Origin of the sequence: Bacteroides sp. D55t1_190419_B8 (genome assembly GCF_015558905.1) — a bacterium.
Classification (GTDB): Bacteria; Bacteroidota; Bacteroidia; order Bacteroidales; family Bacteroidaceae; genus Bacteroides; species Bacteroides vicugnae.
This window is the reverse complement of record NZ_JADMOU010000013.1, coordinates 49,820-64,857: the sequence shown is the minus strand read 5'-3', so window position 1 is coordinate 64,857 and position 15,038 is coordinate 49,820. Positions and strand designations below refer to the sequence as shown.

The following is a 15,038-nucleotide window of genomic DNA, read 5'->3' as shown; positions in this document are numbered from 1 at the left end:
TTTCGTTTCTTTTAAGTAGTTATTCTAAAATAGTATCACACTTAAATGTTTGATTCCGAATCGGGCTTGGGTAATATCATATTTTCGTCAGTTGGTAACACGGGATTACTATAATAAGAACTGGCAGGCATCGTCCTATTCAACCGTTTATACATATAGAAAATCTGTCCTTCACCTAAGAACTCACGACGGGCATCATTTACCAGCAAGTTTATAAACTCTGACTTATTTGTGACATTATCAAATTTCTTTGATACTCCTCTTCCTTTCTTTACCAATTCCAAATACCCCTGCGCTTCTTGGGGATTAGTATCAAAAATTGCTTCAGCGGCAATGTAATACACTTCAGACATACGTATCATAGGAATTGTCTGATTATTTGTTATTCCGACAGTAGTACTCTCCGTCTGTTTGTAATATTTCAAGGTACGATAATAAAATCCATAATACTTTTCTTCCAGTTGATACTTAAACCGCCAGTCACTGTCTTTTTCATCTCCATACAATTCTTTTGCCACCTCACTATCAAGACACAGATAATGTTCCTCACTAGAGCCATCGGAACCATGATTTATTTCCAGATCCCATTCCACCAATTCCTTGGGGGAATAAAGCCCAAAAATAATATCATTATACATCTTCATATTTCCATTCCTGAAACCGGATGAACTGGTTGATGCTTTAAAATAACCTGTTTCACTTTCTTCATCAATGATTTTTTTGGCTTCTGCATAAGCTTCCGCATTCTTTCCTGCATACAAATAAACACGAGCTAGTTCTGCTGTTACCGCATAATAATTCAAACGATATCCCCTAGATCCAGCAAACAGGCTTTGTGAAAGCTCATTGATGTCAAATCTAGAGTCTGTGCCCATTTTGGATTCTTTATCGACTTCCCCCAATATACGCTGTGCTTCCTTCAGATCAGCAATAATCTGTTCCAAACAATAACTAACCGTCTGATGATCGTTAACATAACTAGGATAAACATTGACATAAGGAATAAAAGTACGGTTATCTTCTCTGAAACCAACAGATGAAGGAGACGGAGCATAAATACGAAGCAAATCAAATTGTACAAATGCACGCAATCCAATAGCTTCTCCCAAAATCATCTGACGTTCACCGTCAAGCCCGTAAAAAAGACTAGGGTCAGCTTGAGCAGCTTGCTGAGCCAATTCATTACAATTGGCAACCACATTCCAAGCAGCATTCCACATTGCATCAGTAACAGGAACCAATTCGGTATTTTTAAAAGCAAGATTTGCAATCTTTCTCATGGGGGTACCACCAGCTATACTTGGAGCTTGTTCTATGTAATAAGCCTGTGCCCAGGCATCCAGAATCCCCCAAGTAAGGTTACTTCCATACAAATCGAAAGTAGCCATTTTCCGGTAAATACCATTCGTCGCTGTACGAAAACCATCACCGGAAGAGAACAAATATTCCTCCTTTATCTCGTCGGAAGGATAAAGGTCCAGCCAATCTGAACACGAAGAAAGAGTCAAGGCTACAAACGCAAAAGAAATAAACGTAGTATATATTTTTTGTATCATAATGGTATACTTAGAATTGTGCTTTAATAGAGAAATCGACCGTCCATGACTTCGGATAGCTTAAGCCTCGCTCCTGACGGATAGAATTCCAGTTAATAAAATCGCGTGTACTTGCTTCCAATCGGAGCATATTCATCCCCAAATGTTTCTTTATCCACTCCCGATTAAAATCATAGCTCAAAGTCAATGCACTCAAGCGCAGATAAGCCTTGTCCTGAACGAAGCGTGAAGTCGGCATAGTAACATTATCAGCATTTTTAATATCTTTAAACTGAGCAATATCTCCCGGTTGTTTCCATCTGTCGGTCAACACACGCAAGTCTACATTTTGATATTGTATTCTAGCGTTTTCCACCCGATCCACCAAGGTCTGGTTATACTCCTGTCCGCCCCATTCGTATTGGAAAGCCGCAAACAAGCTCCATGCTTTATAGGCAAGATTAAACCCAACAGAACCGTTGAATTTAGGTTCAGTATTACCAACAACCACTTCCTGAGTGGCATTCCAAGTATCAGACACACTACCATCACGATTCAAGAATATTTCCTTACCTGTAGTGGGATCAATACCCAAAGACTTCACAGCCCAGATAGAAGTAAGTGACTGTCCTTCCTCATATTGAGAAATAGGTACTCCATATTTAGAATTATATTTACCATACTCTTCATTCACTATATTCTGATAAAACTCTTTTACTCGCTGATTGTAGGCACGTTGTGAATCTGATATTTTCACAATCTTATTCTTGTTGTGTGCCATATTTCCCCACAGAGCCACCAACCAGTCACGATTACGGAATACTTCACCACGTACTTGCAACTCGAATCCCTGATTCAATACTTCACCCATATTGTCTTTATAACTAGAGAAACCTGAAGTTTGAGACAAACTGACATCGTTCACTAAATCGATGGTTTTATCATGATAATAATCCACATCCACTGTCAAGCGCTGATTCAAGAACTGCATTTCAATGCCTACATTAAATTTATCAGTCTTTTCCCAAGTCAAGTCATTATTTCCTAAAGCTTTCAGCACTGCTCCAAAACCAGTTGCATACCATTCATCGAAAAGTGATTCATACATGGTTGTTGCGGCGTAAGATGGGAAACTAGCCTTACCTGTCCGACCATACGATGCACGTACCTTCAATTTATTGACTATCTCGTTTCCTTTTAAGAACTCATAATTATGAATGTTCACTCCCAAACCTCCGGAGAAGAACGGTGCCCAACGTTGATTGGACCCAAAATCAGACGACCCATCAAAACGTACTGAGAAATCAGCCAGATAAATATCATTCCATGTATAGTTTCCGGTAGCCCACGTACTGACCATACGTGAAGTATTTTCGGTACGCGACGGTTTTTCATATATCTCGGCCGCATAATTCGGTGAATGGAATTGTCCGCTCGGAAATCCGCGATAATGAGCATTTGTCGCATCTGATGAGCCGGAAGATGCCTCCCACGCCACAGACAGATTCAAATTATGTTTATTGAAAGAACGTGTATAATACAAGGCTGCATTCGCATTCCAACTCAAATTATTCCCATTATCTACATAAAGGTCACCCAAATTATGCCCACCGTCACGAGGGGAAGCGGTTGTTTTTGAAGATAACGGATCGATGAACCGTTCTCCGCTAGAATACTTGCGGTTCACACTGAATTGCCCCCTGACGGTCCAATAATCAGTTAAATACCAATTCAAGCTCAAATTATTAGATACTTCATCATAAGCACTCCAAGTATAATTGCCAAGAGTCGCTTCATATAATGGGTTTTTAGCCGTGCGCCCACCACTAACTTGCGAAAATTTTAAATATTCTTTCAATGTACCGTTATCATTATAAGGTGTATCATACGGCTGTAGAATAGTATAATCACTAAAAGAACCATAAGGCGACTCTTTAGATTTGGAATGAGTAAACGATACCGTGTTTTTCACTTGTAAAGACTTCATTCGATAATCCAAGGAGAAACCAACACTGTAACGATCACGACCGGAACCTTTCATCACACCGTTCGCTCCATTATAAGATGCATCTACACCCCAACGCAAATTCTGCGTACCTCCTTCTATAAAAAGACTGTGTTTATGATCGAATGCATTTCGCAGAGGCAATACCATCCAGTCAGTATCCACACCACGTTGAATCTCAGCAAACTTCCGGTTGTAATCATAGATCTCAGTACCAAAATCATTATTATCGAAAAGTCCGGCAAGACGTTCCATTTCCAGTTTCTCCGAAGCGTTCGCCAAACTATAGTCGCGCAAATCGGGCATTTCCAATGTACCGGTGAAATTGTAAGAAACACGAACTTCGCCCGGTTTCGGAACAACCGTAGTGATTACCACCACGCCATTAGCAGCACGCGAACCGTAAATAGCCGTAGCAGCAGCGTCTTTCAATATAGTCATACTTTCTATGCGGCTAGGATCCAAGTCATATACCTTTTCGATGCTAACCTCAAATCCATCCATAATAAATGTAGGAAGATTCGGATTATTTTCCAGATTCGATTTGGTCAATTGATTCTTATCCAAATCTCTGACACCTACTCCTGAACGTCCACGAATATACATTTCAGGTAATGCGTTAGGATCGGAACCAAATTGCGTATTAGTCATCAAGCGGAAAGAAGGATCAAACGACTGCATGGCATCAAGCACATTTGTCTGTGACACCTTACGCAATTCATCACCTGTTATTTGCGTAGAACTACCCGTAAAACTGGATTTACGGATATTACTATATCCTGTAACGACTACATCCTCCAATGTTTTCACATCGTCCACCATAGTAATCTCAATCATCTTCTTGCGTGTAGCATCTACCTGAAGAATCTGCTTTTTCATACCGATAAAAGAGACTTCCAAAGTCACTTTGTCACTTTTCACATCCAGCGTAAACTCACCTTCAATATTAGTAGAAGTACCCGTACGAGTACCTTTCACAATAATGCTGGCTCCTGGTATCGGTTCCTTATTCGAATCAATAACCGTACCATGGATGCGGTTGTCACGCTTCTCGGTCTGCAATTTACGGACAACAATAATACCGTCTTTCACCACATAATCAAATCCTTGAGGATTTAAAATTAACTTCAGAGCGACTTCCCATTTCTCATTTTTTGCATTAATTGATACCGGAGGAACACCTTTAAACATTTGTGAATTATACAACATATTCACTCCTGTTTGTTTCTTCACTGCATCCAAAACTGTCTCGATAGAGACATTATGCAGATTCAAAGTTACCGTCTTATCCTGTGACGGTAGAGCCCATGTGCTAAATGTGCAACACACTGCCACTAAAAAACATAGCAGCCATCGTTTTTCTCTCATAAATTAATGATTAAACTTTACCTAATATTCTATTTACTCTTAATCTTTCATTCTATCGTATATCAATACTTTCCGACCACTGATTTTATAGGTCAAATCACCTGTCAGTTCTAATGCATCCAGGAATGAATTGATCGCTCCGTTACGCTTCAAACTGCCACTGTAAGTTATATCCCGCAAATCCGGTGTTTCATAATAAACTTGTATATCATACCAGCGTTCGAACGTCTCCATAATCTCCCCTAAAGAACGATTTTTAAAGTTGTACACACCGTTTACCCACCCGATATATTCATCCAAGTCGACGGTACGTTTTTCTGTACCATTGGCAGAGACTGCCGCTTGTTCACCCGGCTGAAGAGTTACCGTTCCTACATTCGGTGCAGAGAATTGTACTTTTCCATGTACCAATGTAGTGTAACAAACAGAAGCATCGGTATAAGCATTCACATTAAATGCCGTGCCAAGCACCATCACTTCTCCTAGATGAGTTTGTACCACAAACGGATGGGATTCATCCTGTACAACCTCAAAATAAGCCTCACCCTCCAAAACTACAGTCCTGCGTTTACCCGCAAAGCGTACCGGATAAGTCAGCTTGGAACCAGCATTCAAATAAACTGTCGTTCCATCGGCGAGGATTACAGTATTTTCCCCTCCACGTGGTATGACAAGTTCATTTGACTTGACTGGCTTCTCTTCGACGTTTTTCTCTTCGTGTTGTGTTGTGACGGTTGGCTCATATGACAGCACTCCTTCCTTATATTTTACCTGGACGCCATCTACTATTACGTCAAATTCTTCCTTACGCACATCAATAATGCTGCCATCGGGTAAAGTCAATTGTGCCTGTTGAACTCCCGGCTGAATCAATGGTCTGCTTTCCTCTTCAATCGAACCATAATTCGACATATAGAAAGATAAACCGATTACTAAAAAAACAACAGCTGCTGCAACAGACCACCAAATCCGGAAAGCACGAGGCTTCTTTATTATCGCCGGTTCCGTTTGTCCGATTTTCTGAAGGAAAGATTCATAGGCTTTCTTTGATGAATAATTTTTATATTCTTCAAATGCAACTCTTAATGTCTCGCCATTCTGCAACTGTTCAAACACTTTTTGTAAGTCCGGGCATTCCGCCAATCGCTTTTCAAGCTCTTGCTGTTCCGATTCGTTAGCTTCTCCTAAAAGAGCTTTTTTCATTAAAGCGGCATCTTGATATACATTTTCGAACTTCTTCATCTTATTTCTCCTTTTTAAATTAAACATTGTTTAATTTGCTTTATTATAGATATACATAACTCATAGAAAGGGGTGACAAAAAGATGATATTTTTTTGAGATAAGAGCGTAAAGAAGAGGATTTTAGGGACAAGAATATAACATTATGTCACAATTTGAAAGAAATCTATTCGCTTTTAACAAAGAAAATAAATCTTAAGCAATCAATAAAAAGATAAAGAAGTATCAATTTGACTTTTTTATCTTTTTAGAGAAATAAACAAAGAATTATAGAATGTACAGAGTCGCCCAGTCTCTCACGAAGGAATTTATAGCTACGGGTCTTTTGAGTTTTAACAGTATTGATACTTATTTCCAAACGTTCGGCTATCTCTTCCCATGTATATCCTTCGATTCTCATTAAAATGATCCGGCGTTGTTCGGCCGGAAGTTCTTCGATATGGCAATAGAGCTGCCGGATAATTTCTTCTTTTACCGTTAACGCATAGATTACGTCTTCATCCTCCACGTCTTCTTCCTCGGCGAGAGAACTTAAAATAGTATCATGAATCTGATTATTGCGTATATATAATAAAGTATTATTATAGCAGGCGCGATAGAGATAATTTGTGAGCTCTTTGATATCGGAAAAGGTACGTTTACCTTCCCAAACAGAAATGAAAACTTCCTGAACCAGATCTTCCACTGCATCCGGAACGGGCAATATTTTGGCGACATAAGCGCATAGAGCAGCATAAAAACGATCGTAGAAATCGCCCCATATCTTTTCATCCTTCCGGTTGACTCCTGCTACTATGATGTCAATCTTATCGTCCATACTGTCACTCTACCTATCAAAAAACGAAACAGATTTCCCTGAAATCGCTATAAACACTTACTATAGCGGCATTTATAAATGCAAATATATTGTTTTTTTTCAGAAACGCAGGCCCAACTAACCTACAAAATAGAAAATAAAAGGCTTCTCTCTTCTAATCAAAAAACACAAAGTCCTCTATCACCTATCACCGTACCTCTCCAATCGGCTTATTCATCGTACATTGAAGCATGGTGATAGGTTGAAAATAATCTTTCACCTAACCTATCACCTATCACCACCTATTTCGGTCAATATAAGACGCAGAATACGGCAGTGATCTACTAAAGGAAACGGTAAAAGAAAGCTTTTTAGTCAGTTCAAACGGCCTAAACTTTAGTCTTCTGCCTTCAAACAAGTTGTTCCCCAACCTAAAACTATTTGTTTCAAGGCTTGAAACCATAGTTTCCATGCCGTTGGAACTATGGTTTCTCGGTGTTGAAACTACAGTTTCCCAATGCCGAAACTTTAGTTTCACGATACGAAACCTTTGGTTTCAAACCATGAAACACTTTTTTTAAAGGCATGAAATCAAACTTTCCCAACATGATTGAGAGTAAAGTGCTTACGAGATATATTTAAAAGAGGCATAAAAAAAGAGCGAATCATTCCGCTCCACCTTTAAAGAATCCCCATAAATGGGATTCTTCTTTTTTCTTCATTTTCATTTACTCGTTACCTAAAAACGTCTTTTTCCTAATACCTAATCAAAACAATCCTTTTCCTAAAAACTAATCTTAAAATCTAATACCTTAATTTTATAAACTAATACCTTTTAATTATAACCTTTTTTCTAATACCTAAAATATAAGTAGTTTCACAACTACACTGCAAAGGTATAGCTGTTTGCGAAAACAACAAAGTCCATGATACTAAAAAATACATTTGGGCTTGTTTTTTTGACTTATGTCAAGACATGAAGCAAATTTTGAGTGTAAACCTCACATTTATTCTGACGATAGCCTCTATTTTGAACAAATTCTCCATTTTGCTTTCTAGTTTCATCCATTATTGAGCAAACAAGTAACTAATAAAAAGACAGCAAAACAAGGCATAAAAAAGCATAATATCACTATTTTTCACAAAAGCGCACGATTACTAAACTCGAAGAATAGTCAAATCTCGAACAATCTGCATATTTCTAATCCAAAATTACGGCGTTTTTTTCAGTTAAGCCGGATTCCTCCCCGGATTTTCAGAAGCAAAAACAGCTTGAAGATACAAGTCTCACAACTTTTCTGTAACTTTGCAGCGTTTGATAATAAATAAGATAGGAATGGATTTTAAGTACGACGTAATTGTAATTGGTGCCGGACATGCTGGTTGTGAAGCAGCGGCAGCCGCTGCTAATTTAGGTTCCAAAACTTGTCTCATCACTATGGACATGAACAAGATTGGACAGATGAGTTGCAATCCGGCTGTAGGAGGAATCGCCAAAGGACAAATTGTACGTGAAATAGATGCACTGGGTGGACAGATGGGATTAGTGACAGATGAGACTGCCATTCAATTCCGAATTCTAAATCGCTCGAAAGGTCCAGCCATGTGGAGCCCCCGCGCCCAATGCGACCGGGCTAAGTTCATTTGGTCCTGGCGGGAGAAACTGGAAAATACACCCAACCTTCATATCTGGCAAGATACCGTATGTGAACTGCTCGTTGAAAACGGTGAGGTCACCGGATTAGTCACCGCATGGGGCGTCACCTTCAAAGCGAAATGCATTGTGCTCACCGCAGGGACTTTCCTCAACGGACTGATGCATGTAGGACGTCATAAATTGCCTGGAGGAAGAATGGCCGAGCCGGCTTCTTATCAGCTGACCGAATCCATCGCCCGTCACGGAATCTCTTACGGAAGAATGAAAACCGGTACTCCGGTACGAATCGACGCGCGTAGTGTTCATTTTGACCAGATGGAAACACAAGACGGCGAATCAGACTTCCACAAGTTCTCATTCATGAATACTAGCACGCACCACTTAAAGCAACTTCAATGCTGGACATGCTACACCAATGAAGAAGTACACCGGATTCTGCGCGAAGGTCTGCCGGATTCTCCCCTATTCAACGGACAGATTCAAAGTATCGGACCACGCTATTGTCCAAGCATCGAAACTAAAATTGTCACTTTCCCGGATAAAGATCAGCACCAGTTATTCCTCGAACCGGAAGGAGAAACGACACAAGAGTTATATCTTAACGGATTCTCTTCTTCGCTTCCGATGGAAATACAAATTGCAGCATTAAAACAAATCCCGGCTTTCAAAGATCTGGTTATCTACCGTCCGGGATACGCTATCGAATATGACTATTTCGATCCGACCCAATTAAAACATACGTTGGAATCGAAGATTATCAAAAACTTGTTCTTTGCCGGACAAGTAAACGGAACCACCGGATACGAGGAAGCAGGAGGACAAGGATTGATAGCCGGTATCAATGCACACATCAACTGCCACGGCGGAGAAGCATTTACTTTGGCTCGAGATGAAGCATATATTGGCGTATTAATCGACGATTTGGTTACCAAAGGTGTGGATGAACCTTACCGTATGTTTACCTCGCGTGCGGAATACCGTATTCTGCTTCGTATGGATGATGCCGATATGCGCTTAACAGAAAAAGCATTTAAGCTTGGTTTGGCAAAAGAAGACCGGTATCAGTTAGTAAGAAGCAAAAAAGAAGCCGTGGAACAAATCATTTCTTTCGCACGCAACTATTCGATGAAACCGGCACTAATCAACGATGCTCTCGAAAAGATAGGGACAACTCCCCTACGTCAAGGATGTAAGTTGATAGAGATTCTGAATCGCCCGCAAGTGACAATAGGAAATATAGCAGAATATGTTCCGGCGTTTCAACGGGAGCTGGAAAAAGCAACGGGTTCGGACCAAGACCGGAAAGAAGAAATTCTCGAAGCTGCCGAAATCTTAATCAAGTATCAAGGATACATTGACAGAGAAAGAATGATAGCAGAAAAACTAGCACGATTGGAAAGTATAAAGATTAAAGGAAAATTTGACTATTCTACTATTCAGTCTCTTTCCACCGAGGCCCGACAAAAGCTGGCAAAGATAGATCCGGAAACAATAGCACAAGCGAGCAGAATTCCGGGAGTCTCTCCAAGCGATATCAACGTGTTGCTGGTACTTTCCGGACGATAAGCGACAACGTTTCACGTGAAACAAAACATTTAAAGAAACGATATAATTCAATGATTATGAGCAAAGAAACGCTAATCAAAAGCATTCGGGAAATACCCGATTTTCCGATTCCCGGAATCCTGTTCTACGATGTCACCACTCTATTCAAGGACCCTTGGTGCTTGCAGGAATTATCAAACATTATGTTTGATATGTATAAGGATAAAGGGATCACTAAAGTAGTGGGTATAGAATCAAGAGGATTCATCATGGGACCTATTCTGGCAACCCGCCTGAACGCAGGTTTTATTCCAATCCGCAAGCCGGGCAAACTCCCAGCAGAAACGATTGAAGAAAGCTATGACAAGGAGTACGGCAAAGACACGGTGCAAATCCACAAAGATGCACTGGACGAGAATGACGTAGTTCTATTACATGATGATTTACTGGCAACAGGAGGCACCATGAAAGCAGCTTGTGAACTGGTGAAAAGACTAAAACCAAAAAAGGTATATGTAAACTTCATCATCGAATTGAAAGACCTGAATGGAAAATCATTGTTCGGAGATGACGTAGAAGTAGAATCGGTATTGAGTTTATAAAGAATTTGGTTCTATTTGCAGAAAATATGTCAAAAGTAAGCAACTAACCTTTTGAGACGCGAATGACGTGGATGACACGGACCATAAGAATAGGAATCCATATTATCCGCGTCATTCGTGTTTAAATAGCCACCGACTGCGGGTATGCTTCATGTCAGGCACATACTTTTCACCTATTAGCCATCCTAAAACAATTATGAATACAGAACCAGAAAGCAGAGCCAATGAATATTTGAAAGGGATCGTAGCCAACCTTCCCGAGAAACCGGGTATTTACCAATACCTGAACACGGAGGGTACAATTATATACGTTGGAAAGGCCAAAAATCTAAAGAAAAGAGTCTACTCTTACTTCAGCAAAGAACATGAACCGGGAAAGACACGAGTACTGGTCAGCAAAATCGCCGATATTCGTTATATTGTAGTCAACACGGAAGAAGACGCGTTATTGCTGGAGAATAATCTGATAAAGAAATACAAGCCGCGCTACAACGTTCTATTAAAGGATGACAAGACCTACCCTTCTATTTGCGTACAAAACGAGTATTTTCCCAGAGTTTTCAGAACAAGGAAAATTATCAGGAACGGTTCATCTTATTATGGACCGTATAGTCACATACCATCCATGTATGCGGTACTGGATCTGATAAAGCATTTATATCCTTTGCGAACTTGCAGTTTAAACCTAACTCCGGAGAATATACGGGCAGGAAAGTTCAACGTATGCCTGGAATATCATATAAAGAACTGTGCAGGACCATGCATCGGACTGCAATCACAGGAGGATTATCTCAAAAATATCGATGAAATCAAAGAAATCCTGAAAGGAAATACGCAAGAAATCAGCCGTATGCTACTGGAAAAGATGCAGACATTAGCCGGCGAGATGAAGTTTGAAGAAGCACAGAAGGTGAAAGAAAAATTTCTTCTGATAGAAAACTACCGCTCCAAATCGGAGGTAGTAAGCGCTGTATTGCACAACATAGATGTATTTTCTATTGAAGAGGACGAGTCCAATTCCGCTTTCATCAACTATCTGCATATTACAAACGGTGCCATCAACCAGGCGTTTACATTCGAATATAAAAAGAAGTTGAATGAATCAAAAGAGGAACTTTTGACACTGGGTATTATCGAAATGCGAGAACGCTATAAGAGCCAATCCAGAGAGATTATAGTGCCTTTTGAGCTTGATTTGGAGCTAAACAACATCGTATTTACCGTTCCACAGCGGGGAGACAAGAAGAAATTGCTGGATCTTTCGATTCTAAACGTAAAGCAATACAAGGCCGACCGACTAAAACAGGCGGAAAAGCTGAATCCGGAGCAAAGAAGTATGCGATTAATGAAAGAGATACAGCAAGAGTTGCATCTGGACAGACCGCCTTTGCAAATTGAATGCTTTGACAACTCAAACATACAGGGTTCTGATGCTGTGGCAGCTTGCGTTGTCTTTAAAAAGGCTAAACCATCAAAGAAAGATTATCGAAAATACAATATAAAGACTGTTGTAGGACCTGACGATTATGCATCCATGAAAGAGGTCGTCAGAAGACGTTATCAGCGCGCTATTGAAGAAAACACCCCTCTACCCGACCTGATTATCACCGACGGCGGAAAAGGCCAAATGGAGGTCGTTAGAGAGGTGATTGAAGATGAGTTGAACCTAGCGATCCCTATCGCCGGACTGGCAAAGGACAATCGCCATCGCACATCGGAACTGCTTTTTGGATTTCCTCCGCAGACTATCGGTATCAAACAGCAAAGCCCGTTATTCCGTTTGCTGACCCAGATTCAGGATGAGGTGCACCGTTTTGCCATCAGTTTCCATCGTGATAAACGCAGCAAACGACAGGTAGCATCGGCATTAGACAATATCAAAGGGATTGGAGAAAAGACAAAAACAGCGCTTCTGAAAGAATTTAAAAGCGTAAAGCGGATAAAAGAAGCCTCTTTTGAGGAGATTTCCGCTGTGATTGGAGAAGCAAAAGCCAAGACTGTAAAAGCGGGATTGAGCGATGAATCATCAGAAAATTAATAAGAAGTTGGGGAGTAGGCCTGTTATCTTTCTATCACTTTTAGGCACGGATTACACGGATTTCACGGTTGAATTACTAAAAAACCGTGTTATCCGTGTAATCCGTACCCCAATAATAAATCATTAACGCTTTCGGCAAAGCCTTATAATATTTTCCCACCAACACACCGTTTTCTCTTCTGAATTTTGTAAATTTGCCTTTCCTAATCATGAAATAGAATAAATAACAATGAGAATAGTCATACAACGGGTAAGCCATGCGTCAGTAACCATTGAAGGATACTGTAAGTCGTCCATTGGGAAAGGAATGCTGATATTAGTCGGCATTGAAGAAGCGGATGGACAGGAAGACATCGACTGGCTTTGCAAGAAGATTGTAAATCTACGTATCTTCGATGATGAGAATGGTGTAATGAACAAATCTATTTTAGAAGATGGAGGCGAGATTCTGGTTATCAGCCAGTTCACGTTACACGCTTCTACCAAGAAGGGAAATCGCCCCTCCTATATCAAAGCCGCCAAACCGGATGTCTCTATCCCACTCTACGAACAATTCTGCAAAGATTTAAGCGGCGCATTGGGAAAAGAAATAGGCACAGGCACCTTTGGGGCAGACATGAAAGTTGAACTTTTAAACGACGGCCCCGTTACTATATGCATGGATACAAAAAACAAAGAATAATAACCAACCATCAACAATTATGACTCTGGAAGAAGCACAGAAACAAGTGGACCAATGGGTGAAAACATACGGCGTCCGCTACTTCAGCGAGTTGACCAATATGGCAGTTCTGACGGAAGAAGTAGGAGAACTAGCGCGTGTCATGGCCCGCAAATATGGAGATCAGTCCTTTAAAGAGGGAGAGAAAGACAATATAGATGAAGAAATAGCAGACGTTTTATGGGTTCTTCTCTGCATTGCCAACCAGACAGGTGTAGACATAACCACTGCTTTCCGGAAAAGCATGGAAAAGAAAACGAAACGAGATAATAAAAGACATATCAACAACCCAAAACTGAAAGATCATGGAAGAGAATAACTCACAGCCCAACAAGTACAATGCCGCATTGGCAAAGTATAATACCAATCTGAGCGATGCAGATATTCAAGCTCGCGTAGCTGAATTGATTGAGAAAAAAGTGCCGGAAAACAACACGGAAGACGTTAAGAAGTTTCTGTTCAACTGTATTGACCTGACTACTTTGAATAGCACAGACAGTGACAAAAGTGTGATGCACTTTACCGAAAAAGTCAATCAGTTTGACGACGAATATCCTGATCTGAAAAATGTTGCAGCAATCTGTGTATACCCCAATTTCGCAGCCATCGTTAAGAATACGCTGGAGGTAGACGGAGTCAATATAGCCTGTGTATCAGGAGGTTTCCCCTCTTCACAGACATTCATTGAAGTAAAAGTGGCAGAAACAGCATTAGCAATCGCAGAAGGTGCCGATGAAATAGACATTGTCATTTCCATCGGCAAATTCCTAAGCGGAGACTACGAAGGAATGTGTGAAGAAATACAGGAATTAAAGGAAGTTTGCAAGGAACGTCATCTCAAAGTGATCCTTGAAACAGGTGCACTAAAGAGCGCTTCCAACATCAAGAAAGCTTCTATCCTATCCATGTATTCGGGCGCAGATTTCATCAAGACTTCCACCGGTAAGCAACAGCCTGCCGCTACTCCGGAAGCCGCTTACGTGATGTGTGAAGCCATCAAAGAATACCACCAGAAAACCGGAATCAAGATTGGATTCAAACCGGCAGGTGGCATCAATACCGTTAATGATGCGATTATTTACTACACAATCGTAAAAGAACTATTGGGTGAAGAATGGCTGGATAATCAACTGTTCCGTTTGGGAACCAGCCGTTTAGCCAACCTCCTTCTTTCTGACATCAAAGGAGAAGAAATCAAGTTCTTCTAAGTTAAAGGCTACATTAGCAATCAAATACGCCTTACCGCGCTGTTCCCGTACTCCGGGAACCGACGCGGTATTTTTTATTTAAGAAAATCTAAAGATAGTTACAGGAAAATTCAGAAAAATACTTATCTTTGTAAAAGGTTTAGCGATGAAAATATAGCTAATTAGTTATATTAGAGAACGTTTCATTTATTACCAATTCCTGGAATTCGGCAAAATTCAAAGTTATGAATGGTAATAAGCAAACGGGTCTCACGCACCTTCATGTATATACTTTTGTTATATATCGAATGGAGCGTGGGACTGTTGCTTGTATATTCATAAC

10 protein-coding genes are annotated in these 15,038 nt (G+C 40.4%); 6 read left to right on the top strand and 4 right to left on the bottom strand.

From position 1 onward, the window contains the following. Nucleotides 1-41 precede the first annotated feature (41 nt). The 4 genes from I2I13_RS13205 to I2I13_RS13190 all read right to left on the bottom strand — a co-directional run bounded on the left by I2I13_RS13205 (nucleotide 42) and on the right by I2I13_RS13190 (nucleotide 6,966). Nucleotides 42-1,556, bottom strand: a complete 1,515-nt coding sequence (locus tag I2I13_RS13205) for a RagB/SusD family nutrient uptake outer membrane protein (protein ID WP_195649667.1) — start codon at nucleotides 1,554-1,556, stop codon at nucleotides 42-44. Between the two features lie 10 nt (nucleotides 1,557-1,566). Next, nucleotides 1,567-4,908: a SusC/RagA family TonB-linked outer membrane protein gene (locus tag I2I13_RS13200; protein ID WP_195649666.1), complete on the bottom strand. Its 3,342-nt coding sequence runs from the start codon at nucleotides 4,906-4,908 to the stop codon at nucleotides 1,567-1,569. Nucleotides 4,909-4,947: 39 nt separating this feature from the next. After that, a complete protein-coding gene (locus I2I13_RS13195) occupies nucleotides 4,948-6,150 on the bottom strand; it encodes a FecR domain-containing protein (RefSeq protein WP_148367837.1) in 1,203 nt (400 codons plus the stop codon). Nucleotides 6,151-6,396: 246 nt separating this feature from the next. Further along, nucleotides 6,397-6,966: an RNA polymerase sigma-70 factor gene (locus tag I2I13_RS13190; RefSeq protein ID WP_195649665.1), complete on the bottom strand. Its 570-nt coding sequence runs from the start codon at nucleotides 6,964-6,966 to the stop codon at nucleotides 6,397-6,399. A 1,315-nt stretch (nucleotides 6,967-8,281) separates the two neighbouring features. Between I2I13_RS13190 and mnmG the strand changes: the two genes are divergently transcribed. The 6 genes from mnmG to deoC all read left to right on the top strand — a co-directional run bounded on the left by mnmG (nucleotide 8,282) and on the right by deoC (nucleotide 14,716). Beyond that, nucleotides 8,282-10,168 (top strand): tRNA uridine-5-carboxymethylaminomethyl(34) synthesis enzyme MnmG, encoded by a 1,887-nt coding sequence (mnmG, locus tag I2I13_RS13185; protein ID WP_148367835.1) that lies wholly within the window; start codon nucleotides 8,282-8,284, stop codon nucleotides 10,166-10,168. Between the two features lie 50 nt (nucleotides 10,169-10,218). After that, nucleotides 10,219-10,749 carry an adenine phosphoribosyltransferase gene (locus I2I13_RS13180; protein ID WP_148367834.1) on the top strand — a complete coding sequence of 177 codons (531 nt, stop codon included), beginning with the start codon at nucleotides 10,219-10,221 and terminating at the stop codon, nucleotides 10,747-10,749. A 196-nt stretch (nucleotides 10,750-10,945) separates the two neighbouring features. Continuing rightward, the gene (gene uvrC / locus I2I13_RS13175) at nucleotides 10,946-12,787 is read left to right on the top strand and encodes an excinuclease ABC subunit UvrC (RefSeq protein ID WP_148367833.1); all 1,842 of its coding nucleotides are present in this window, start codon (nucleotides 10,946-10,948) and stop codon (nucleotides 12,785-12,787) included. A 229-nt stretch (nucleotides 12,788-13,016) separates the two neighbouring features. Further along, nucleotides 13,017-13,469: a D-aminoacyl-tRNA deacylase gene (gene dtd / locus I2I13_RS13170; protein WP_148367832.1), complete on the top strand. Its 453-nt coding sequence runs from the start codon at nucleotides 13,017-13,019 to the stop codon at nucleotides 13,467-13,469. A gap of 16 nt (nucleotides 13,470-13,485) precedes the next feature. Next, nucleotides 13,486-13,827: a nucleotide pyrophosphohydrolase gene (locus I2I13_RS13165; RefSeq protein WP_333527229.1), complete on the top strand. Its 342-nt coding sequence runs from the start codon at nucleotides 13,486-13,488 to the stop codon at nucleotides 13,825-13,827. Next, complete coding sequence (gene deoC, locus I2I13_RS13160) at nucleotides 13,814-14,716, top strand: deoxyribose-phosphate aldolase (RefSeq protein ID WP_004296713.1); 903 nt, start codon at nucleotides 13,814-13,816, stop codon at nucleotides 14,714-14,716. Before I2I13_RS13165 ends, deoC begins: the two co-directional genes overlap by 14 nt. The last annotated feature ends 322 nt before the right edge of the window (nucleotides 14,717-15,038 follow it).

What these genes read in the sequence shown, in the direction of transcription:
- I2I13_RS13205 (WP_195649667.1), bottom strand. Translation starts at nt 1,556, where the DNA reads ATGATACAAAAAATATATACTACGTTTATTTCTTTTGCGTTTGTAGCC.
- I2I13_RS13200 (WP_195649666.1), bottom strand. Translation starts at nt 4,908, where the DNA reads ATGAGAGAAAAACGATGGCTGCTATGTTTTTTAGTGGCAGTGTGTTGC.
- I2I13_RS13195 (WP_148367837.1), bottom strand. Translation starts at nt 6,150, where the DNA reads ATGAAGAAGTTCGAAAATGTATATCAAGATGCCGCTTTAATGAAAAAA.
- I2I13_RS13190 (WP_195649665.1), bottom strand. Translation starts at nt 6,966, where the DNA reads ATGGACGATAAGATTGACATCATAGTAGCAGGAGTCAACCGGAAGGAT.
- mnmG (WP_148367835.1), top strand. Translation starts at nt 8,282, where the DNA reads ATGGATTTTAAGTACGACGTAATTGTAATTGGTGCCGGACATGCTGGT.
- I2I13_RS13180 (WP_148367834.1), top strand. Translation starts at nt 10,219, where the DNA reads ATGATTATGAGCAAAGAAACGCTAATCAAAAGCATTCGGGAAATACCC.
- uvrC (WP_148367833.1), top strand. Translation starts at nt 10,946, where the DNA reads ATGAATACAGAACCAGAAAGCAGAGCCAATGAATATTTGAAAGGGATC.
- dtd (WP_148367832.1), top strand. Translation starts at nt 13,017, where the DNA reads ATGAGAATAGTCATACAACGGGTAAGCCATGCGTCAGTAACCATTGAA.
- deoC (WP_004296713.1), top strand. Translation starts at nt 13,814, where the DNA reads ATGGAAGAGAATAACTCACAGCCCAACAAGTACAATGCCGCATTGGCA.